A 21,263-nucleotide genomic window follows, 5' to 3' on the forward strand; every position below is an offset into this window, starting at 1 on the left:
AACAGACTCATCTCACAGGCAGTGCGGATGAGCTTTTTGTGGAGAAATATATTTTAGAGCCCCATAAATCCTCTCTCACAGAAGTCGCGGTAATGGGGGGATTTGAGATCTTTGGCAATGTCATTCTCTTAACGCCGAAAGAGCAGCACGCGGATATTTTAGCGCGCATTGAAGCACATTATGATGCCGATGAGAAGCTTGCTTATGGGGCAACTTTACTCCCTAATGATGCCGGGATTATCTTTAAAGTATTAGGAAATGATAGTACTGATGTCAAAATGGTGATTCGAGATTTCTGGAAAATTGCTCGGGAAGAGATCTTAGGAATCTCCGTACCGGAGCCCTTTTTATGGCGGTAGATATTGGAAGATGGCCATTGGAAGATCGCCATTGGAAGATCGCTATTGAAAGTTGTGAAATGGGTAGAGATATTAGGAGTGTTCTGCAGGAGTGGGGCAAATTGAGATGGCAGTTGATCACGTAAGGAGAGTGGTCAATTGCGGTAAATATTAGATAAATAAGGATTAGATAAATAAGGCTGATCTTTTTTATCTTCTTTGAGGAAAGAATCGTATGGCTAACTCATCTTTTGTCACAAATTCGGCGTGGAAACAGCTCGCCAATCAAAACCCCTTAGTAGAATTTGTCGATGTCGTGCTACGAGGTTACTCGCAGGTGATGTTCCAAAATAATGCACTGACTGGGTTACTCTTCTTTATTGCAATCGGCTTCGGTTCCTATTTTGAAGGAATGCCGCAAGTAGCGATTGGTTGTCTATTAGGGACCATTGTCGCCACAATTACCGCTTATGTGAGTAAATTGGATAAAGAATCTTGGCGCGTTGGGCTCTTTGGCTACAATGGCTGTCTTTTAGGCGTTGCACTGCCGGCATTTTTGGATAATACGATCTATGTTTGGATGTCGATTATTCTAGGCAGTATTGTCTCTGTGATCTCGACGATTGCCTTAATGGATTTTCTGAAAAAGTGGAAAGTGGCAGCATTAACGGCCCCTTTTGTGCTCGTTTCTTGGACTATTTTATTAGCAAGTTATAACTTTTTAGGCATTGAGGGCGTATCGCTACCGGCCCCTGAATTTCCGCATCATTATGAAATTCTTAAACATATTCCGCATAGCGATATTATTGCGGATGTTTTTCGGGGAATCTCTGAAGTTTTTCTCTTTAGTAGCGTCACTGTAGGATTAATCTTCACATTAGGATTAGCTGTGAGCTCTATTTGGGCGGCGATCTTTGCAGTTGTGGGCTCACTCTTAGCCTATTCAGTGGCGATTTTTCTAAAAGCAGATGCGGTGAGTGTACAAACCGGCCTCTACTCATTTAGCGCGGTATTAACGGCGATTGCATTAGGATCAACTTTTAATAAGCCTAATAGTTTCCGAGTGGCTATCTATGCCATTGTCGGGGTTATTTTTACCGTTTTTGTGCAAGGAGCACTCGATATTGCCCTTGATCCGCTAGGAATCCCTGCTTTAACGATGCCTTTTGTCCTGGCTTCTTGGCTCTTCTTAGTGCCGAATAATGACATTATGCCGAAACACCGCCAGTAAATAGACAACCTAGATAATGGATTAGATTGATGCAAGTGAATGGATTGATAATGAAGAGAGATGCGATTTATAAATATATTCGCAGTGTGGAATTAGCAAGAGCGCTATTAGCGGTATTGATTCTGATGGATGGCTTATGGATGGTGGTGCCGCTGCTCTTTAAGCAGGATGTCAGGGCATTAGAACATCATCTTGACTTTGCAAAGTGGATACAATCATTTGATGCATTGCGATTATTAGATATCCCCCAATTTGCCATTGGCATCCTCTTTATCATCTTAGCATTTCCGGTCTATCGGGGGCTTCGAATTGGTTGGCTCTTTAGTAGTTTTATGCTCTTTATTGTAGTTTTGATGAATCTACTGCTCGCTCGAGAGAATGTCATGATTGGGAGCTTTTCCCTGATTTTACTCATCTATGCGCTAGTGAATTGGAAGCTCTTTCATCGGCATAGTATCTCAGGGGCAGGATTTGTGGCTATTGTCAGCTTGGCGGCACTCTTAGGGTTTTCTGTGTTTGGGACACTCTATTTAGGCACACACTTTCAGCCCCACGTGACCGATATCTCTTCTGCCTTTTATTTCGCATTAGTCTGTATGACGACGGTAGGGTTTGGCGATATTGTGCCGATTAGCGTGGAAGCGAGACTCTTTACGGTCTCCATCGTTATTTTAGGGATCACGATGTTTACAACGTCGATCGTGTATGTATTAGGTGTATTTGCAAAAGATACCCGCGCAATCGTGGGAAAAAGGTTATTTAGAATGAAGGATCATTACGTTATCGTGGGCGCAAGTCCGCTCTCTCTCCATACTTATTACGGTCTTAGAAAACGGGATCTAAATGTGATGGTGCTCTGTCGAGAATCGGAGAAGGATCGCTATCCTGCCGGCATTAATATCGTGACCGCAGAGCAGGTGAATAAAGAGAGTTTAAATGAAGTCAATCTCAGTAGTGCTAAAGCGGTTTTTGTGCTCGGAAACTCGGATGCTGAAAATATCTTAACGGTATTAGCAGCGAAAGAGTTAGTGGGCGCAAATATCAAAAGCATTCTGCTCGTGAATGATGACCAAAATTATGACAATATGAAATTGTTACATCCCGATCTTCTGATTTCACTCAGTACCTTAGGCAGTGAAGTCCTACTCAAGATGCTCTTTGGAGAGAGCATTGATAATCAGATTATGGAAAATCTTCTCTTCTCAAATAATATTTTAGAGTCTTAATTCTTTAATTATTAATAAATTTGATCACATTAATAATGTTAATGATTTTTTGAATGCTTCAACCTTGATCCATTCATTGATTAGTTCATTCATCAACCATTTATCCGCATCGCTCAACGATTGAGAAACCTCTATATATGAAAGATTTTACCATTATCATCTTTGTCTTAGTCTATATTGCCATGGCTTTTGGCCGTATTCCTTGGATCAAAATCGACCGCACCGGTGCCGCTGTTGCCGGGGCATTAGCGATGATTGGTATTGGGGCATTAACACCACAAGTGGCTTGGGATTCTATCGATTATAGTGCGGTGGGATTACTCTTTGGCTTAATGGTGGTCTCTGCTTCCTTTACCGTTGCCGGCTTTTATCATAAAGTGGCGCATAAAATTGCAACACTGCCTTTATCGCCCAATAAGCTATTGGCGATCTTTATCGTGGTCGGCGCAGGGCTTGCTTCGATCTTAACCAATGATGTGGTGGTTGTGGCAATGACACCGCTTTTAGTGTCGATTACCTTAGCGCGCGGTTTAAATCCGATTCCTTTCCTCTTAGGTTTCTGTTTTGCTGCGAATAATGGTGCCGCAGGTTCATTAATTGGGAGCCCGAAAAATATGATCACAGCGCAGACCCTCGATCTCTCTTTCTCGGGGATTTTGCAAGTTACCGGTATTCCTGTATTGCTCTCATTAGGGGTTACTTGGGCGGTTGTGGCATTTCTCTATCGAAATCGTTGGTACTTGATGACGAGTAAAAAAGGGGAAGCGCCGGAACAGACCGCCGGTTTTGTGGCTTTTGATCGTTGGGAGACAATTAAGGCCGGCATTGTGATTGTAATTGTGGTGGCGTGTTTTCTCTTAACCCACATTCCGCGAGAAGTGGTGGCGCTTGCGGCGGCGAGTTTCCTCTTACTCAATCGGCAGATCGCTTCAAGCGATATGTTAAAGCAGGTGGATGGTAACTTACTATTACTGATTATGGGGCTCTTTATTGTTAATGCTGCACTCTCTCATACCGGTGCACCGCAAGATATCTTAGATTATCTCTTAAAAGCCGGCATTAATCTCAATCAACCGATCGTACTCTTCTTAGTAACGGCAGTGATGAGTATCTTTGTCGGGACAACGCCGGCGATTATGCTCTTGATTCAATATGTTCATCCTGAGGGAAATGCTAATGCCCTAGGGGCTGCGCTCATTTTAGGTGCGTGTTTTACGAGTAATATCTTTATCTTTGGCAGTATCGCCGGCATCACAGCAGTGGAGCAATCGGCAACCCATAATGTGAAAATCTCTTTCTTTGATTTCACGAAGCCAGGTGGCATTATCTCAATTATCTGTATGGCAATGGCAGTGATTGCCTTATGGGTGAATGATCTGATTGTAGGATAATGTGTTGATTTTCTGTACCCCTATCCAATATAGTCAATTGGGTTTAAGAAAACTAGTTTTTAAACAGCTATTGCGGGATTTAAAAGAACATAAACCTGACTCACCAACACTTGCAAGATGCCGAATAGAACAGCTTCCTGGCTTTTTACAGCTGATGCGCCGGCATTGAAATAGGTTTAAAAAAGACTAAAAAAAGCCTCTTCAAAAGCTGAGAAATAACGTAATATTTTTCGCATTTTTTCTTGAGCGTTGCCCAATATTTTTCAATGGGATTCAGATCAGGAGAATAAGGTGGGAGGAATAATAGCCGATGGCCTGTTCCTGATAAAATCACTTTTAATTGAGATTTGCAGTGAAATCTAGCGTTATCCATAACGATAACGCTATTTTTAGGAAGTTCAGGTAGTAACTGATTTGCAAGCCAAAACTCAGAAAAATGGCTATCCATTGTTCCTTCATGTCGAAATAAAAAAATAGAGAGTTGTAAAATGTAATTGCTAAAAAACATTATAGAATCTCTATTCTATGCCGCAAACATTATTGAATGACCAACTCTGGTTGAAGATAATACCTATTCTCCTAGATTTAAATATCTATGACAAACCAAATTTAAGAAATATTTTACAGGTATTTTATTTCGCCTTAAAACAGGTCGCGCTGTCTTCTCGTGTATTTTGGAAAACCTAATAGCGTTTTTAAAGCCTTTAGGTGATGGTTTAAGAGGGATAAATTTTCTAAAATATTTAAAATGTCAATTCAAGATCCTGATATGAAATGATTATTCCATCGATGGAACACACATCAGAGCACATTAAAGCAGTGCCCGATCTTCTAACTCAGAATTTCAAGCCATTGGCAAAGTACTGGCAAGAATAGCACTAAAATCCATCTTATCATGTAGGCTCACGGCAATTCTCTCGATTATATAATTAATGTTGGGGTTGCTCATGATGCAAAAGTAGCGCCGGATCTTTTCGACAAGTTGATTTAAATGAAACTCAATTGCTGAATGTAGATTGAGGATATATATCTGAAAAAATAAGTGAATCTCTAATTCAACAAGGAGTTCTTCCTAATATTCCAAATAAGAAAAATAGTCTATCCAGCAATACTCGAAGGGACTGGCACATTTATAAAGTTCGACATTGAGTGGAAAATGCATTTGCAAGACTGAAATATTTTAGAGGTATAGCTACAAGATATGACAAACTAAAACAATATTATGAAAACAACGTTGCTTTAGATTGTACCTATATTTAGTTGAAATTATGAATGTTCAACAGCCCCTACTGTAATATTGATTTAAGTTATAAAATTAGATAATATTTGGTTAATTAATTGAATTATTGGGAAAAATAGAGCGTGATGTTGAGTCTACGTTTTAAAAAATTAAAGGTTTTTCGTGAATATATTTGCAGTTGTTTGTCATGGTAATGCTAAAGGACTTTTAGATGTTACGAAGGAGTTCGGGGCTAAATGTTCATGTTTATACAATGATCCCGTTGATTCAAACACTTTTCGAAATGCCCCTTTTTTAGTGGAGATTAATGATGGTATCAAACCGTGGTTTGCCTCTTTAGCAGATCCTTAGGGGATTTATCTTATTACGGAAAAAGAGGTCTCATTTAATGAGATGCGTAAGCACTTGCGGAAATTCACATATGTAAAAATACCGAGTCAGCAAGTTCCTGTGATGTTTCGTTTTTATGATCCTAGAGTGTTTTGGAACTTCTCAGAAGTTATCGATGATTTGCAATTGAGTTGGTTGTTAGGGCCGATAGGGATAGTTGCTAGTAATTATCAAGAGTATCGACAGGATCACTTTGACGAAAGACGTAGTAAATATCGACATTCTCGGATGAAAGATAGTTATTTGACGTTATCAGAAGAACAAGAGAGCGCCTTTAATCGTTATTATCAGAATAAATTTGAAGATTGCTTATATCGATACATGATTGAGAGAATGGATGTTAATGATTATCTCTCTAAAGATAATAGTTTTCAGCTGCATTTAGATATGCTTTATCACGAGTTTGTTAGGGGGAAGGAAATTACCCATCCTTTAGATCGGAAGATGCTTGAAGGGTATAAAGGAGAAACGCGTGATTTTTTGAAAGAGTTTGAAGAGGATGTTCTAACGTTATCAAAATCTATTAATCAATTTTGTTTAGATAATGAAATCTACGACGGGACATTAATAAAAGGAATAGCGTTGCTTTTTATACGAGAGAAAATTCTATTTTTTGAAAAAGCTCCCGATATGTGGATTCAAAAGTTAGTTCGTAATAAAAATAGCGGTACGTATAGAGCTAGGATGTTACTACTTAATGAGTTTGGGACGTTGAAGAATATTTAAAATAGAGGGAGAGTTATGCATTATAAGCCGTCAGTAGAAGGTTTTGGTCCAGATGATAAGGTGATAAATGAGAATTCTTCTTCATCGGAAAAAACGCAGAAAAAAGAGAGCAGCAACGCTAATGGTGCTTGTGAAATTTGTGAGCGCATGCAGTGCTTGTGTGAAGTCATATTGACGTTGAAAGATGGTACAGGTGAAGAAAAAGCATTTTATTGGGAGTCTAAAGAAGAGACTCCTATTCCTGATCAAATTTTTCTTATTGATTCGGGGAAGTCGGCAGATGAGGATGATAAAGAGAAAAATCATACCATTGATTTTGAAATTATTGGTGAGTGTACTGCTGATGAAGAGATTGAAGAGTGTTGTGCGATTACCCAGATACATCACACCTTTCCTATGGAATTAGATCATCAGTTGCAGTATAAAAAAGGTTCTTTTACAGAGCTTAAATTTGATCCTGAACACGCCTATATTTTGGGATCAATAGATGAGAAAGGGAATATTCGGCCTAAAGGTAATCAGCAATTTAATGCTTATAATCCGTCAGGAAGTCCTCAGCATAAAATGTTGTTAAAAGAGGTTAAAGATGCTGAAGAACATACCGGTAGTAATTTATTGGATTTAAATATTGTTGATTGGCATCTAAATTTTTTATTTTTGAATAAGCTAGATGATTATCCTTTTTCTTTACAGAGTTTACTTGTTTATGAGTGCAACTTAGGCAATCAAGAAGATAGGTATGGTGCTGCTGCTTACACTCAGATTGTCAGCATGCCTTATTATTCCCAGTCCTTAAATGTAAGTCTTGAGTTTTCAGGAGATAAAGATGATGCAGGGCTGGAATTTAGCTATGTCATTGCTTTAGATAAGAGCGAAACTACCATTACCTCACCAGAAATAGGGCTAAAAATTCCTTATATTGGGAAGATGTTAAAGAATCTATCCCAAAAAACAGGGTTTAATAAGTTTGGTGTTAGGGGCGGGCTTAAGCTTCCCAAGATCACTATTTCAGCAAAAGCTGAATTAGCTGATGGTTATTTTTCTTCAAATCAAAGTGAGGAAGAAAATGTGCAAAAAGGCTTAATCATCAAACGCTCAGGAACCTTTAAAGGAGATCCGATATTAGGTGCCGAGATAGCTTTTGATATTTTAGGGACAGTCTCGAAGTTGCTTTCTAAAGCCCCAACTCCGCAGACGCAGGCGATTTCATTAGCATTAAATGCAATTAATGTTTTTAATGAAACGGCTGGAATAAGAGACGTTGATGATGTAATGACTGTTTTGAAAGGGCCTAAGGAATCTTGGTGGAGATTTTGGAGGCTTAGAGCTGCTGCGACAATTTTCCTTCAAGGATCGGTAGATATTGAGGGAGAGTTGGAATTTAAAGATAGTGGGTTATTAGATTCACCTGAAGATTTTACGCAGAAAAAAGAACAAAAAGATAAAGATATCGATTTTGCGACAGGCTTTGAGTTAGGTGGAAAGGCTCAGTTTGGAATTTATGGTGGAGCTTGGGCTGAAGGTCGTATATTGGGGTTTGGAGCGGGCGCTGGTGCGGCTATGAAGGCTGTGGTTATTTGGAAATTGCTTTATAAATTAGAAGCACAGCAAATAACGGGATGGTATGAAGGGTTTGAGCTAACTATAAAAGGTGAAGCTGCTGTTGGTGATATAGACAGGGGGACAGGGAATGCTAATAGTGCAGATCCTTCATTAAAGTTGGAGGTTGGAGGAATAAGTTTGGGTGGCGAAGGGTATACGGCGTCAATATCTGGTGGGGTTGAGATGAAATTAACCTCTATTAGCGGGCATATTGACACGAAAGTGTTTATTCCTGGGGAAAGTAAAAGCAGCCCCTGTTTAATTTATGAATTTTAAAGGGATAAGAATGAAAAAAAGAATCATTTTACTAATAGTGGGTCTTGTTTTGTTTTTAGGAATTATAGGTGGATATGTTTTTATGAGAAAGAATGATGAAACTGATGTAGTTTATGTGGTTAGTTATCGTTATGAGAGAATGTACTGCAATTTTTTAGTTAACAATATTCCTGTCCATACATCAGTTGGTAAAGATCTAACGATTCAATGGAGCTTTATGGATCGTATAGGAATGCTCTTAAAAGAAGGGCACAACACGATAGGCATTGAAGGAGTAGATTTAACAAACGCTGATAGTAGTTCATTTTGTGAGATGAGTGTTAGTGCGTATGTCTATAACCCTAAAGATGAAACAGTAGAGAGTAGAGAGGTTACTTCTTTACGCTTAACTTATGATAAAGATGGCATATTTTCCATTGCGGAGAGTAAAGATTATAATGAGCCTCATTTGACTTCTAAACCAAGGCTTAAAAACATGGATTATGCTTTTTATTATAAGAGCAATAAAGACTTACAGAATAATGTTCTGGCTACTCGCTTGCTTGAAATAAAACATCCTTTTAGAACTCACACATGGAAATATAAATCTGAGCCTTTTATTGATACTCTAGATAATAGAGAAAAACTGTGGCGGAAATACGAAGAGCTTGCCTATGTCTTTAAAAAGAAGAATTACCAAAATTTGGTTAATTCGATGATGCCAGGAATAGTAGAAACAGAGAATTATCAAGGAAATCTCATTGAGCGGAGCTGGGAAAAAAGTGTTTTAGGTAATTACGTCGATTTGTGGGGGGCGGATGGTTATGATGTTTATTTAAAAGATAAAGATCATGTGGAGTTGATTATTAGTCCTGGTGGTGAATTATTCAGATTCAGAATGAAAGGGGATGTTAGCGCTATAAGTTCTCCTCTTACAATAACCACATCTTTAGGAGAAGAGTATTCAATTAATAAAACATTTACCCTTGTCGATGGGGAAATTGTTGTTGCATATTAATTTTTTTTAATAAGAAAAACCGTAAATAACTTGCGTCATTTACGGCTCTCTTATAGATTAGCTCTATCGGTTTGACAGAGATCCGACCCTCTCTCAAACTACTTTAACAGCCCAAGCAAGGCGATTAAAGCAAGCTCTAACCGAAATAATATCATTATAACGATATTAATCAAGGAATAGGGATGAGAGAACCGAGATCTGACGAGTCGCATAAGCGGTTTTTTGTGCCTGAAATAAATGATAACGCCGTAATAGGGGGCGTTTTAGAAGTTCGATAAGTTATCCGAATATTGTTCGCTCAACTGAAAAGTTTTTCGTATATGAGGGCAACTTAGATAACCAAGAAGATAGATATGGTGCTTCTTCTTATACTCAGATTGTCAGCATGCCTTATTGCCTTCAAGTTTAGATGAAGAAAAAATCGAGAAGAAAGGCTTAATCGTTAAAAGATCAGGGACTTTTAAGGGGGATCCGCCAACTAAGGCAAACTCATTATTGATGGCTCTCTGCTTTCGATTTATGAATCTTCTTCGCAAGCTCAGGGAGAATATCGATCGAGCGTGGACCTGGTACTAATTCTGATAAATTCACTTTGATATAGTTTTTATTTTTCACTGCGGAAACGCCTTGAAGTTCTGGCATTGATTCTAGAATCGCAATCTTCTGTTCATAATCATCATCATTACGAAAACCTTTATAGATCGGGATAATGATCACTTCCGGGTTTGCCATTACAATATCTTCCCAATTGCCCACAGCCCAAGTTTTATTCGCCCCTTTGCCGGCGAGGATATTATCCACCGAGATCAATTTGAGCATCTCTGTGGTATAGCCATCGAAAAAGGTATAAGGTTTACCGTCTTGTGCATCAAAGATAAAAGCGGTTTTAACCGGATAAGCTTCGATCTTGGCCATGACTTCATTCAGTTTCTCTTTCTCTTGGGCAACATAGGTTTCTGCTTCGGCTTCAATACCAAAAATTTCCCCAAATTTGAGCATATCATTGAAGTAAGTATTGACATCGGCCTTAGAGGAGGTCATTGATTCAGGTACATAAATAGAGATGCCCTCAGGGACAATCTTATTGGCTTCAAGCGCTAATTTAGAGAATGAATTACCCCAGCCGGTCGTAAAATCAGGATTCGAGGCCATAAAGACTTCATAAGAGGGCCAACGTTCCGCAAGCACTGGTACCCTGTCATAATCTTCAGCAACCGGCGGATAGATCGGTTCTTCTAAGAAAGCCGTACCCACCATACGATCGGCAAGACCTAAGGCAAGGAGCATCTCTGTGGTGATCTGATTAAGGGAGACAATTCGATGGGGATATTCTGTTAATTTAAATTGGTAGAGTTGTCCGTCTAAATCAGCGGTAAACTCAATGGGTTGACTAGGGGTACGCTGATTCAACGCCGATTGGCTTTCTGCCGTTGTACCTGTACTTTCTACCGATTGCGCCAAAAGCAGTGCCGGGAAGAGTAGGGTCGATAGTGTTAGTGCAATTTTATTCATACGATACCTCTTGATCAGTGTTAGAAGATGGTGAGAGATGGATTAAAAAAGGATTAAAAGAAAAGAATTAAAAGAAGAATTATTTAAAATAGATGTTCAAATAACAAGTCCTCAAAAATAAACAGTTAAATAATTATTTAGAGGAAGATCGCAATATGCTCTTCCATGGGCACTACATTAAAATGAACGCCAAAAACAGCATAGAGATGTTCCTTTGTGAGTACAGTTTCGGGAGCCCCTTGTTGATAGATTTCACCCTCTTTCATCAAAATAAGATAATCGCAATAGGGGCTGTTGAACATTCATAACTTCAGCCAAATATAGGCACAAGCTAAAGCAACGTTGTTTTCATAATGTTGTTTTAGCTTGTCATATCTTGTTGCTATACTTCTAAAATGTTTCAGCCTTGCAAATGCATTCTCCACTAAATGCCGAGTTTTATAAATATGCCAGTCCATATGATTATTATTCGTAAGAGTATTCCTCTTTTTAGGAATAATAGCTTTAGCTCCTTGATTTATAATATCTTCTCTAAAACTCTCAGAATCATAACCTTTATCTGCACTAACGTAATCTGTCGTATTTAAATGAACCCTGCTAAGTAGCTCTGGAGCGACCTTGATATCGTGGGTCGTTCCATCTGTTACGATAAATTCACAGGGATTACCGCAAGCATCTACGATCATATGAATTTTTGAACTATTTCCACCAACACTTTTAGATATTGCTTGAGGATTATCTGCGGTTGCTCCTGTGCTATGCTGGTGAGCTCTAATGTGAGTTGCATCTATAAACAGCCATTCATAGTCAACATCTTGTGATAGTTTTTTAAATAATTTCAAGAGCTTGTTATTTTTAGACCAACGACTAAAAGTTTTAAAAATAGTATTAGGTCGCCCAAATTGCTCAGGAATATCCCTCCAAGGAACACCTGTTCTCATTCTAAATAGAATACCCTCAACGATATTTCTTAAATTTGGTTTGTCATAGATATTCAAATCTAGGAGAATAGGCTTCAGTTTCAGCCATAGTTTATCTGTAAGCATGGTTCGAGACATAGCGAGAGGTAGGTTTTTTTTGACGATAATATTCTACCGCTCGCTTTTTTTATTTTGAACTGCAATGTTCAACAGCCCCTATTTGGAAGCTAAATTGATATCGTGGATGGTCACAACGGCTGTTGCTGGCGATTCTGCGAGCGCTTTCATCGCTTCCACTTGATAGCGAACATCGAGATGGTTCGTGGGCTCATCGAGAATGAATAGATCCGTCTCTTGCGTAAAGCATTTTGCTAACATTACCCGCTGTTTTTCTCCACCGGAGAGTGTTTCATAGGTCTTATGACGCATATTCTCTAAACCAAAGCGTGCCATATAGCGCTCGGCAATGGCAAAATCTGAAGCCTGATAATTCGCATAATAGCGCTTATAAGGCATTCGTCCCATTACGACAATCTCTTCGACCGTTAATTTACCCTCTACTTGATCATTAAATTGGGTCAACACAGAGAGCTCACGGGCTAATGCTTTAATTGAGAAATGCGCGATATCCTCTCGATTGAGAAAAACCTGTGCTTTGGTTTTGATATCTCGGTAGATATGGCGCAGTAAAGTGGTCTTACCGGAACCATTGGGGCCGATAATACCGATGAGTTTGGGGGATTCGAGCGTAATATTGATCTCTTTTAAGATCCCGTTGTAACTCAGATTGCGAATATGAATAGGATAAACTTGTGCCATTAACGTCTCCGGCTACCTTGAATGATGATATAGACAAAGAGCGGCGCGCCGATAAGGGAGGTGAGAATCCCGTAGGGAATCTCTTCCGGCTTAAACCAACTGCGAGAGATAGTATCGATAATAATGAGGAATGTAGCACCAATCAGGGCCGAATAGAGCGAGAGTTTAAAGTGCTTGACCGAGATAATTTGCCGGACAATATGGGGGATAATCAGGCCGATAAAAGCGATCACACCCACATTTGCCACAATAATAGAGACCACAAGCGAAGAGAGCAGAATAATGGCTAATTTAATCATCCCAACATTCACGCCCAATTGCTGTGAAGCCTCAGCGCCTAATAGTAGTGTATCGAGAATATTGCTACAGAGTAGGCAGAAAATGAGAATGGCAATCAGCGCCAGAAAGGGAAGCGGAAGAAAGGACCATTTCACACCGGAGAAGCTACCGAGCATCCAGAACATCGCACTTTTGACCTGACTCTCATTTTTCGAGAGGTAGATAATTGCCGTCGTCATCGCCGAGAAGAGGCTGGAGATTCCGATACCAATCAGCACGAGATTACTCATATTACGCCGATTGAGGTTAAAAACCACGACTACACTTGTGGCAACCAATCCGCCGACAAAAGCGCCGAAGTAGATATTATAAGGGGAGATAAAGGCAAAGAGCCCAAGCACAATCGCCGAGACAGCGCCGGCACTTGCGCCGGATGAAACGCCGAGAATATAGGGATCGGCTAATTCATTACGGGTAATGGTTTGCATCAAAATCCCCACGAGCGAGAGCGATGCGCCGGTAATCGCCACTAATAATACTCGGGGCAGGCGAATATGGTAGATGATCGTTTCGTAGGGCTTGAGATTGTCGGTGTCGAGCGTGCCGGTGATGATTTTTAAAACGGTACTGATACGTTCTTCAAAACTGATATGAACACTGCCATAAAAGAGGGAGAAGAAGATGACAATCAGCAATATGGCCACAAAAAAGAGGAATTGATAGAGATTGAAATGTTGGAGATATCTCATCTTATGGCAAAGTGATGTTGGAACAGATTGCTTCATTGAATAGTGATCTCTTTAAGTGGTAATCCCTTTATGATCGTGGAATTAGTTTGAAGGATGTTATTAAACCGTATTACAACATGTGTCAATATTGAAACGTAATCAATAGGAATATTTCTATGTTTTCTATGTTTCTTAATTCTCTATCTATTAACATGTATTAGCATCAATTATTAGTCGTAATAGTTAGTTGCTAAGTGTTTTTGTAAAGGGGACTCGGTTAGTTGTTGTATTTATTTTAAATCTTTGTATTAGATGTGTAAATAAATACATAAATAGTTCCCTATGATAGAGAGTTTCCGGATTGCTGTCCAATGGATTTGGCGACTAAAAAGAGTAGAAAGCCGGGTAATGAGTGTGATAACCTTTTGATTCAATTTAAAAGGAGGGCTAGATGTTTATCGTCATTATGGGACTCTATTTCCTGATTCAGAGTTATGTGTTGTGGCGCTATTATCAATTGGTGCCGGCAAAATGGGGCTTGCGCTGGATTGCATTGATTATTGCGCTGATTTTAACGGTCAGCTTACCGCTGTCACTCTATTTTGCGCGGACGATGCCTCTGCCATTGATGGCCTTTTTCTATACACTTGGCTCAGCTTGGCTGATTGGTTTGATCTACTTCTTCCTACCTGTGTTCTTGATGGATCTGTTTCGTCTCATCAATTGGCCTTTTCAGTGGATCTCATCGGCGAAATTGAACCGTTTTCGCACGAAAAATGGCCTGTTACTCTCTATTTTACTGATCGGTTATGCCGGCTTTTTTGGTTGGGCAAATTATACGTATCAGCAAAAAGTGCGGGAACATTATGCGGTCACGCTGTCGCCATTGACGGTCACGCAAGCAGAGCATCATCAATTAAGAGAAGCCCCATTACAATGCCAAAATGGCGCTGAACCGCTTCGGATGGTGATGATCAGTGATTTGCATTTAGGGCATATTATTGGGCGAGATCAGTTAGAGCGATGGATTGATCTTATCAATCGTGAGAATCCTGATTATATCTTTATTAGTGGCGATCTGATTGATAACGATGTTCGTCCGCTCTATCATCAAGGCATTGAGCAAGCTTTAGGCCGATTGGCACCGAAAAAAGGGATCTATGCCGTATTAGGCAATCATGAATATGTTGCAGGCGTGCAGGAGAGTATCGACTTTTTTGCACAGACCGATATTCAATTATTACGTGATGAAGTGGTGCTATTGCCGGAAGGATTCTATCTCGTAGGGCGAGATGACAAAATGAATAAGCTACGGCAATCTTTTGAAGCGCTCACCGCAGAGCTTGACCCTCAATATCCACTCTTTGTATTAGATCATCAACCAACACTAAACCAACGTGCAGAGGGTGATCTATTGCAATTTTCAGGGCATACCCACGATGGGCAAGTATGGCCATATAACTATGTTGCCAGATGGGTTAATGGTGTTGCGCCGGGGTTATTACAAGAGGGCACTCACCATTACCTCATCAGTTCCGGCATTGGTCTTTGGGGCGGGCAGTTTAGAATTGGTACACGCTCGAATTATATCGTGTTAGACGTTTGTCAGTAACTTTGTCATTAATTTTATTACTGATTTTATAGTGAGATCGGTTCAAAATAAGCTTATTAAAATGCCGGCGCATCGGTTGATCGAGGCAAGGAAGCCGTTCTATCCGGCATCATGCAAGGGTTGTTGAGTACGGTTTTATGTTATCTCACAATACCAAATTTACTATACCAGTGAACTTGTCAGTAAAATGGGGCAGTTTCACTGTGTAGTAATGAGAAGTAGAGTGAAAAATATGGATTTTTATCAGAATCATTGTTGACAAAGAATTAAAAGCTCACTATAACTATTAACACGCAATGAGAACTTTTGAGAATGAGTTCACTAATCAATCAAATGATCAAATCAATCTCATCAGTTTTTCAAAAAGAACATAATTCAAAGGAATTCAGAAATGCAAACGATCAACTTTTATAGCTATTGGTGGCAAGCTCGCAACAGCGGGAGAGGTCACTGTGCATAGCTAAAAGTTTTATCTAGGCAGATCGATGAAGAACCCGCAAACAACAATGCGGGTTTTTTTATGTCTCTAGAATCGCTAAAACAATCCGCAGATAGATGATGAAATGATGATAAGACACTATTAAAGATTGGAGTAGCAAGATGAAAGAGATGCAAGAAATGAGCAATAATCCGGCGATGAATAGAGCAGAGTTATCTGTAGAGATAATGGCGATTTTCCAAAAGCTCTATAGTGGGGAATCGATGACCCAAGCGGAGAGTTATCAACTCTTTACCGCTATCGCCGAGGGGAAAATCAGTGAATCTCGATTAAGTGCGGCGCTGATCTCAATGAAATTACGGGGCGAAACGCCTGCAGAGCTTGCCGGTGCAGCGAGTGCCTTTATCGCATTAGCCAAACCATTCCCGGCGATTGAACAACCCTTTGCCGATATCGTTGGCACAGGTGGCGATGGACTCAATACCGTCAATATCTCAACGGCTAGCGCTTTAGTGGCTTCTTGCTGTGGTGCAACGGTGATTAAACACGGTAATCGCAGTGTTTCAAGTTTAACGGGCTCATCTGATCTATTACAAGCGCTTGGGATTGATCTTTTCAAAACGCCGGAAGCTGCGAAAGAATCGGTAATGGACAATGAGATTACCTTTCTCTTTGCACCGCATTATCATACAGGCTTTAAATATGCGGCCAAAACACGAGCAGAACTCAAAACGCGCACTATTTTTAATATCCTAGGACCATTAACCAATCCGGCGCGTCCTAAGCGAGCGATGATCGGTGTGTATGATCCGCAATTAACAGAACTGATCGCACAGACCGGCGCGCTTCTCGGCTATGAACATCTCTTAGTGATTCACGGCGGTGGAATGGATGAGGTAGCCCTTCATAGCGCCACGAAAGTGACAGAATTAAAAGCAGGAAATATTACCACGTATGAGGTGAATCCTGCTGATTTTGGTCTACATTATCATCCCCTTGAAGCGTTACGTGGTGGGGATGCGCTTGAGAATCGCCGAACATTATTACAACTCTTATCAGGCAACGCACCACTTGCACATCAAGAAGCGGTGGCGATCAATGTGGCGCTCTTCTTGACGCTATTTGGCAAAGAGAATTTACAAGAGAATGCCGAGCAGGCGTTAGAGGCCATTCGTTCAGGGCGCGCCTTAGAGAAATTAGCCATTTTAACCGAAAAAGATTCTGCATCCTTTGCCGAAGAGCTTATTCGAGCCTAAGGAAAAGAGAAGAACCGAAAGATCCATAACGATAACCACAACCCTTATTCAAAACATTGCACAATAGGATAGAGAAGGAACCGTAGAGATGAGTATGACTGTATTAGAATCGATTGTCGCCCAACGCCGGATAGATATTGCCCAATTACGGAGCGAGCGCTCTTTGCAATTAGTGCAGGATAATATTATGGGGGAAACTGTCAGTGAGCCACGATTCTATCAAGCGATTGAAGCCCCAAAAAAGGCACACAAGCCGGCCTATATCTTAGAATGCAAACGCGCATCCCCTTCAAAAGGATTGATCCGCACCGATTTTAATTTATCCACCATTATTAGCGCTTATGAACCTTATGCCACTGCGATTTCAGTTTTAACAGAAAATCGTCACTTCGGCGGAAGTTATGAGGATCTGAAGCAAGCTCGGCAATTGACAACCCGCCCGTTACTCTGCAAAGATTTTATAGTGGATGTCTATCAGCTCTACTTAGCTAAAGAGGCCGGCGCTGATGCGGTGCTCTTAATGCTTTCGGTATTACGAGATGATGAGTATCGCTATTTTGCAGAGACTGCTCATACGCTTGGTTTAGGGATCTTAACGGAAGTGAATAATGAAGCGGAAGCGGCAAGGGCACTCAAATTACAAGCGCGTATTATCGGCATTAATAATCGTAATTTGCACGATCTTTCCATTGATTTGAGTAAAACTGAACGACTTCGCGCTTTAATGCCACAAGATCAGTGTGTTATCAGTGAATCCGGGATTCATCAATATGCCGATATTCAACGTCTACGCCGGACGGCCGATGGTTTTTTGATTGGCAGTCATCTAATGGCTAGCGATCATCTGTCCCAAGCCTTACAACAGCTATTGCAAGGGGGCTATAAAGTCTGTGGCTTAACCTCGGCAGAAGATGCCAAATTAGCCTACGAAGCCGGTGCAACGTATGGTGGATTGATCTTCATTCTCTCAAGTCCTCGGGGTGTCACTTATCATCAAGCCAAAGTGATTCGAGAATCTGCGCCCCTAAAATGGGTGGGCGTTTTTCAAAATGATGATATCGATACCATTGCTTTTATTGCACAAGAGGTGGGATTATCAGCGGTACAACTGCACGGCGAAGAACCCCAAAGTTATATTTCAAAGCTTCGTCAATTATTACCGCACCATATTCAAATTATTAAGGCCTTGCCGGTGCGGGAAAATACACTGCCGCTAATGGATTACCAAGATGTCGATTACTATCTATTAGACGGCGTTAAAGGGGGAAGTGGAGAACCTTTTAATTGGCAATTGTTAGCGAATCGCGATCTTTCTAATTGCTTTATTGCCGGCGGTATTTCCTGCGATAACATCTCGGAAGTCTTGCAATATCCCGCCTTTGGATTAGATATCAACTCAAAAGTAGAAAAATCCCCCGGCAAAAAAGATCCGGTCAAGTTACAAGCGATTTTTCAGACATTAAGAGCAATGGCAAACGTTTAAACAGTAGATTGAAATGCTTAAAAGACAATCAAACAACAACTAAAAAATTACTAGACGATATTACGAAACGATATTCCTAAAAACGATTATTAAAGAGAGTATAACAATGAGACAACTCTATCCTTACTTTGGTGAATTTGGTGGGCAATATGTCCCGGAATTATTAATTCCCGCTCTTGATCAATTAGAAAATGCCTTTATTGAAGCCCAGCAAGATCCGGAATTTCAGGCAGAATTGATGGATCTGCTGAAAAACTACGCCGGTCGTCCAACGGCTTTGACCCTTTGCCGTAATTTAACGGCAGGGACAGCGAGTAAATTATATCTCAAACGAGAAGATCTACTGCACGGTGGCGCGCATAAGACGAACCAAGTATTAGGGCAAGCGCTATTAGCGAAACGAATGGGGAAAACTGAGATTATTGCCGAAACAGGTGCCGGTCAACACGGCGTTGCCACAGCCCTTGCTTGTGCGCTTTTAAATATGAAATGCCGAATCTATATGGGCGCAAAAGATATTGAGCGACAAAAACCGAATGTTTTTCGGATGGAGCTAATGGGTGCAACAGTGATTCCGGTTACCAGTGGTTCAGGTACGCTAAAAGATGCCTGTAATGAGGCGCTGAGAGATTGGTCTGCAAGTTATAAAACGACCCATTATCTCTTAGGAACTGCTGCGGGTCCGCATCCATTTCCAACGATTGTACGGGAATTTCAGAAGATGATCGGTGAAGAGACAAAAGTGGAGATTCTCAAGCGCGAAGGGCGCTTACCTGATGCGGTGATTGCCTGTATTGGCGGTGGTTCTAATGCCATTGGGATGTTTACGGATTTTATCCCGGAGAGTGATGTTCGTTTAATCGGTGTTGAACCAGCAGGTAAAGGGATTCATACCGGCGAACACGGTGCTTCCCTCAAATATGGTACGCCGGGAATCTATTTTGGAATGAAATCCCACTTGATGCAGACAGAGGAAGGGCAGATCAAAGAGTCTTACTCAATTTCAGCAGGACTTGATTTCCCGTCCGTAGGGCCACAACACGTTCATTTAAATGAGATCGGCAGAGCAGAATATGTGTCGGTCACAGATGAAGAGGCGCTCGATGCATTCCAGCAACTCGCTAGACACGAAGGAATTTTGCCGGCGTTAGAATCATCTCACGCTTTAGCTTATGCGCTGAAGATGATTCACGCAGAGCCAGAAAAGGCGCAATTATTAGTGGTCAATCTCTCAGGTCGAGGAGATAAGGATATCTTTACGGTACATAAAATTTTAGAGGAGCGCGCATAATATGAATCGCTATCAACAATGCTTTCAGCAGTTAGCCGAAAAACAGGAACAAGCTTTTATCCCCTTTGTCGTATTGGGCGATCCTACCTTTGAGGATTCGTTAGCGATTATTGATCAATTAGTAGCTTCCGGCGCAGATGCGTTAGAGTTAAGCATTCCATTTTCTGATCCGCTTGCCGATGGGCCGGAGATTCAAACCGCTGTGCTCCGGGCGATGGATAATGGAATGAGTGTGGCACGAAGTTTTGAGTTACTCAAGATCATTCGCGAACGTCATCCGCATATTCCTATCGGGCTTTTGATGTATGCCAATTTGATAAATGCCAAAGGATTATCGGCTTTTTATCAAGCGTGCCAAGAGGCGGGCGTAGATTCCGTATTAGTCGCCGATGTCCCGCTACGGGAGGCTAAGCCTTTTGTAACAGAGGCTCGGAAATACAATATCGCACCGATCTTTATCTGCCCGCCCGATGCCACTGATGAAACGATCGAAGGCATTGCAGCGCAAGGGGAAGGTTACACCTATCTTGTCTCTCGTGCCGGCGTGACAGGCGTTGATCAAGCATTACTCAGTGATGCCACAGATAATATTGCAAGACTTAAAAAAGCCGGCGCACCCCCGATTATTCAAGGCTTTGGTATTGCCACAAAAGCACAAGCGGAGCATTATCTTGCGCTCGGCATTGAGGGCGTGATTAGTGGTTCAGCGATCGTGAAATTGATTCGAACTCACTATCAAGAAGAGGCGCATTGTGCGGATCTAGCAACATTATTGCCGACATTAGCAGAATTTGTCACCAGCTTAAAATCGGCTACGAAACCTGCTTAAGAATGCGATTTGTTCGATTATAGAGATGATAAGAGTGATCACAAAAGGATCTAAAAAAGGAGAGGTTTACAAACTGAAAGAATCAGAAATTGAGTAATGGATTAAGAGATATTCCCTTTAAGAAGGAATTTATCGTATAATCTACGATTCTTAAATAGCGTGCTTATTTTTAGATCCTTTTCAATCTAGTATTGCTAGATTCATTTTGAGACTTCAGCAAAACAAAGGTATTTTCAATGCATAAATTAGTCTATCTACTCTTTATCGTATTAGTTGCGGGCTTAATCTATATGATCACAATGCCCTTTATTATGCTCTATGAAGATCAACAAGCGATTGTGGAAGAAGAGGTCACTTACTTCATTCCAGAAGGTGGCTTACAATCCCACTATCACAAAGAAGTAGAGATGGCAAAGGGCAAAAGAGTCCGTGAGCGAGAAGCAAAAGCCGCAGAAGCGAACAGCCAAGAGTAATTAAACTGATCTCAGACTGATCGCTATTACTACCAAGCTAGAACAACAAGCATTGAGTAAGAAGTACCATTCGAGAGAGTGGTACTTTTTTGTTGTTTGTCATAGGAGATTATTTGTTAGAAGGTTTTAGGTTAATTATTGGGAACACTTTCTAAACATTATAGATAAAACCTTACTTATCTAGTACTATTTCTACCTATAATAA

Annotated in this window: 19 protein-coding genes and 2 pseudogenes; 15 read left to right on the plus strand and 6 right to left on the minus strand. The window is 40.7% G+C overall.

The genetic code is table 11. The features are described from left to right. Nucleotides 1-23: 23 nt before the first annotated feature. The 4 genes and pseudogenes from WMO13_RS10655 to WMO13_RS03545 form a co-directional block, all read left to right on the plus strand. Nucleotides 24-359: pseudogene (locus WMO13_RS10655) on the plus strand (urease accessory protein UreD); the annotation flags it as partial. A gap of 214 nt (nucleotides 360-573) precedes the next feature. After that, on the plus strand, nucleotides 574-1,569 hold the full coding sequence (yut, locus tag WMO13_RS03535) for an urea transporter (RefSeq protein ID WP_026879104.1): 996 nt from the start codon (nucleotides 574-576) through the stop codon (nucleotides 1,567-1,569). Between the two features lie 50 nt (nucleotides 1,570-1,619). Continuing rightward, nucleotides 1,620-2,795, plus strand: coding sequence for an ion channel (locus WMO13_RS03540; protein ID WP_026879103.1), 1,176 nt, complete (start codon nucleotides 1,620-1,622; stop codon nucleotides 2,793-2,795). A gap of 137 nt (nucleotides 2,796-2,932) precedes the next feature. Then, on the plus strand, nucleotides 2,933-4,186 hold the full coding sequence (locus WMO13_RS03545; protein ID WP_034855829.1) for an SLC13 family permease: 1,254 nt from the start codon (nucleotides 2,933-2,935) through the stop codon (nucleotides 4,184-4,186). A 145-nt stretch (nucleotides 4,187-4,331) separates the two neighbouring features. On the opposite strand, the gene WMO13_RS03550 is transcribed toward WMO13_RS03545, so the two are convergent. After that, complete coding sequence (locus tag WMO13_RS03550; protein WP_084331496.1) at nucleotides 4,332-4,694, minus strand: transposase; 363 nt, start codon at nucleotides 4,692-4,694, stop codon at nucleotides 4,332-4,334. Nucleotides 4,695-4,711: 17 nt separating this feature from the next. On the opposite strand from WMO13_RS03550, the pseudogene WMO13_RS03555 reads away from it, so the two are divergent. The 5 genes and pseudogenes from WMO13_RS03555 (at nucleotide 4,712) to WMO13_RS03575 (ending at nucleotide 9,417) form a co-directional block, all read left to right on the plus strand. Continuing rightward, nucleotides 4,712-5,446 (plus strand): annotated as a pseudogene (locus WMO13_RS03555) (IS5 family transposase). Between the two features lie 142 nt (nucleotides 5,447-5,588). Continuing rightward, nucleotides 5,589-5,777 carry a hypothetical protein gene (locus WMO13_RS03560; protein WP_026879100.1) on the plus strand — a complete coding sequence of 63 codons (189 nt, stop codon included), beginning with the start codon at nucleotides 5,589-5,591 and terminating at the stop codon, nucleotides 5,775-5,777. A 12-nt stretch (nucleotides 5,778-5,789) separates the two neighbouring features. Then, a complete protein-coding gene (locus WMO13_RS03565) occupies nucleotides 5,790-6,542 on the plus strand; it encodes a DUF4123 domain-containing protein (RefSeq protein WP_342386922.1) in 753 nt (250 codons plus the stop codon). Between the two features lie 15 nt (nucleotides 6,543-6,557). Then, nucleotides 6,558-8,420, plus strand: a complete 1,863-nt coding sequence (locus WMO13_RS03570; RefSeq protein WP_026879098.1) for a hypothetical protein — start codon at nucleotides 6,558-6,560, stop codon at nucleotides 8,418-8,420. 10 nt (nucleotides 8,421-8,430) lie between these two features. Beyond that, nucleotides 8,431-9,417: a hypothetical protein gene (locus WMO13_RS03575; protein WP_156923272.1), complete on the plus strand. Its 987-nt coding sequence runs from the start codon at nucleotides 8,431-8,433 to the stop codon at nucleotides 9,415-9,417. 492 nt (nucleotides 9,418-9,909) lie between these two features. On the opposite strand, the gene WMO13_RS03580 is transcribed toward WMO13_RS03575, so the two are convergent. The 5 genes from WMO13_RS03580 to WMO13_RS03600 form a co-directional block, all read right to left on the minus strand. Then, nucleotides 9,910-10,929: an ABC transporter substrate-binding protein gene (locus WMO13_RS03580; protein WP_084331495.1), complete on the minus strand. Its 1,020-nt coding sequence runs from the start codon at nucleotides 10,927-10,929 to the stop codon at nucleotides 9,910-9,912. Between the two features lie 137 nt (nucleotides 10,930-11,066). Continuing rightward, nucleotides 11,067-11,231, minus strand: a complete 165-nt coding sequence (locus tag WMO13_RS03585; protein WP_342386906.1) for a hypothetical protein — start codon at nucleotides 11,229-11,231, stop codon at nucleotides 11,067-11,069. Next, complete coding sequence (locus WMO13_RS03590; protein WP_342386815.1) at nucleotides 11,232-11,987, minus strand: IS5 family transposase; 756 nt, start codon at nucleotides 11,985-11,987, stop codon at nucleotides 11,232-11,234. It abuts the gene before it with no gap. A gap of 78 nt (nucleotides 11,988-12,065) precedes the next feature. Continuing rightward, a complete protein-coding gene (locus WMO13_RS03595; protein WP_342386907.1) occupies nucleotides 12,066-12,668 on the minus strand; it encodes an ABC transporter ATP-binding protein in 603 nt (200 codons plus the stop codon). Continuing rightward, nucleotides 12,668-13,732: a FecCD family ABC transporter permease gene (locus WMO13_RS03600; RefSeq protein ID WP_026879096.1), complete on the minus strand. Its 1,065-nt coding sequence runs from the start codon at nucleotides 13,730-13,732 to the stop codon at nucleotides 12,668-12,670. Before WMO13_RS03600 ends, WMO13_RS03595 begins: the two co-directional genes overlap by 1 nt. A gap of 394 nt (nucleotides 13,733-14,126) precedes the next feature. On the opposite strand from WMO13_RS03600, the gene WMO13_RS03605 reads away from it, so the two are divergent. The 6 genes from WMO13_RS03605 (at nucleotide 14,127) to WMO13_RS03630 (ending at nucleotide 21,058) form a co-directional block, all read left to right on the plus strand. Further along, nucleotides 14,127-15,287 (plus strand): metallophosphoesterase, encoded by a 1,161-nt coding sequence (locus WMO13_RS03605; protein ID WP_026879095.1) that lies wholly within the window; start codon nucleotides 14,127-14,129, stop codon nucleotides 15,285-15,287. A gap of 663 nt (nucleotides 15,288-15,950) precedes the next feature. After that, complete coding sequence (gene trpD, locus WMO13_RS03610) at nucleotides 15,951-16,982, plus strand: anthranilate phosphoribosyltransferase (protein ID WP_156923274.1); 1,032 nt, start codon at nucleotides 15,951-15,953, stop codon at nucleotides 16,980-16,982. Nucleotides 16,983-17,070: 88 nt separating this feature from the next. After that, nucleotides 17,071-18,465 (plus strand): bifunctional indole-3-glycerol-phosphate synthase TrpC/phosphoribosylanthranilate isomerase TrpF, encoded by a 1,395-nt coding sequence (gene trpCF, locus WMO13_RS03615; protein ID WP_026879094.1) that lies wholly within the window; start codon nucleotides 17,071-17,073, stop codon nucleotides 18,463-18,465. A 106-nt stretch (nucleotides 18,466-18,571) separates the two neighbouring features. Next, complete coding sequence (gene trpB / locus WMO13_RS03620) at nucleotides 18,572-19,756, plus strand: tryptophan synthase subunit beta (protein WP_026879093.1); 1,185 nt, start codon at nucleotides 18,572-18,574, stop codon at nucleotides 19,754-19,756. A 1-nt stretch (nucleotide 19,757) separates the two neighbouring features. Continuing rightward, nucleotides 19,758-20,585 (plus strand): tryptophan synthase subunit alpha, encoded by an 828-nt coding sequence (gene trpA, locus WMO13_RS03625; protein ID WP_026879092.1) that lies wholly within the window; start codon nucleotides 19,758-19,760, stop codon nucleotides 20,583-20,585. 236 nt (nucleotides 20,586-20,821) lie between these two features. Then, on the plus strand, nucleotides 20,822-21,058 hold the full coding sequence (locus WMO13_RS03630) for a hypothetical protein (protein WP_026879091.1): 237 nt from the start codon (nucleotides 20,822-20,824) through the stop codon (nucleotides 21,056-21,058). Nucleotides 21,059-21,263: the final 205 nt, after the last annotated feature.

The sequence above is a fragment of the Ignatzschineria larvae DSM 13226 genome (assembly GCF_038500265.1).
GTDB classification, from domain to species: Bacteria; Pseudomonadota; Gammaproteobacteria; order Cardiobacteriales; family Wohlfahrtiimonadaceae; genus Ignatzschineria; species Ignatzschineria larvae.

Bases quoted from the DNA above. Each gene is read 5' to 3' on its own strand.
- yut (WP_026879104.1), top strand. From the start codon at position 574: ATGGCTAACTCATCTTTTGTCACAAATTCGGCGTGGAAACAGCTCGCC.
- WMO13_RS03540 (WP_026879103.1), top strand. From the start codon at position 1,620: ATGAAGAGAGATGCGATTTATAAATATATTCGCAGTGTGGAATTAGCA.
- WMO13_RS03545 (WP_034855829.1), top strand. From the start codon at position 2,933: ATGAAAGATTTTACCATTATCATCTTTGTCTTAGTCTATATTGCCATG.
- WMO13_RS03550 (WP_084331496.1), bottom strand. From the start codon at position 4,694: ATGTTTTTTAGCAATTACATTTTACAACTCTCTATTTTTTTATTTCGA.
- WMO13_RS03570 (WP_026879098.1), top strand. From the start codon at position 6,558: ATGCATTATAAGCCGTCAGTAGAAGGTTTTGGTCCAGATGATAAGGTG.
- WMO13_RS03575 (WP_156923272.1), top strand. From the start codon at position 8,431: ATGAAAAAAAGAATCATTTTACTAATAGTGGGTCTTGTTTTGTTTTTA.
- WMO13_RS03580 (WP_084331495.1), bottom strand. From the start codon at position 10,929: ATGAATAAAATTGCACTAACACTATCGACCCTACTCTTCCCGGCACTG.
- WMO13_RS03585 (WP_342386906.1), bottom strand. From the start codon at position 11,231: ATGTTCAACAGCCCCTATTGCGATTATCTTATTTTGATGAAAGAGGGT.
- WMO13_RS03590 (WP_342386815.1), bottom strand. From the start codon at position 11,987: ATGTCTCGAACCATGCTTACAGATAAACTATGGCTGAAACTGAAGCCT.
- WMO13_RS03595 (WP_342386907.1), bottom strand. From the start codon at position 12,668: ATGGCACAAGTTTATCCTATTCATATTCGCAATCTGAGTTACAACGGG.
- WMO13_RS03600 (WP_026879096.1), bottom strand. From the start codon at position 13,732: ATGAAGCAATCTGTTCCAACATCACTTTGCCATAAGATGAGATATCTC.
- WMO13_RS03605 (WP_026879095.1), top strand. From the start codon at position 14,127: ATGTTTATCGTCATTATGGGACTCTATTTCCTGATTCAGAGTTATGTG.
- trpCF (WP_026879094.1), top strand. From the start codon at position 17,071: ATGAGTATGACTGTATTAGAATCGATTGTCGCCCAACGCCGGATAGAT.
- trpB (WP_026879093.1), top strand. From the start codon at position 18,572: ATGAGACAACTCTATCCTTACTTTGGTGAATTTGGTGGGCAATATGTC.
- trpA (WP_026879092.1), top strand. From the start codon at position 19,758: ATGAATCGCTATCAACAATGCTTTCAGCAGTTAGCCGAAAAACAGGAA.
- WMO13_RS03630 (WP_026879091.1), top strand. From the start codon at position 20,822: ATGCATAAATTAGTCTATCTACTCTTTATCGTATTAGTTGCGGGCTTA.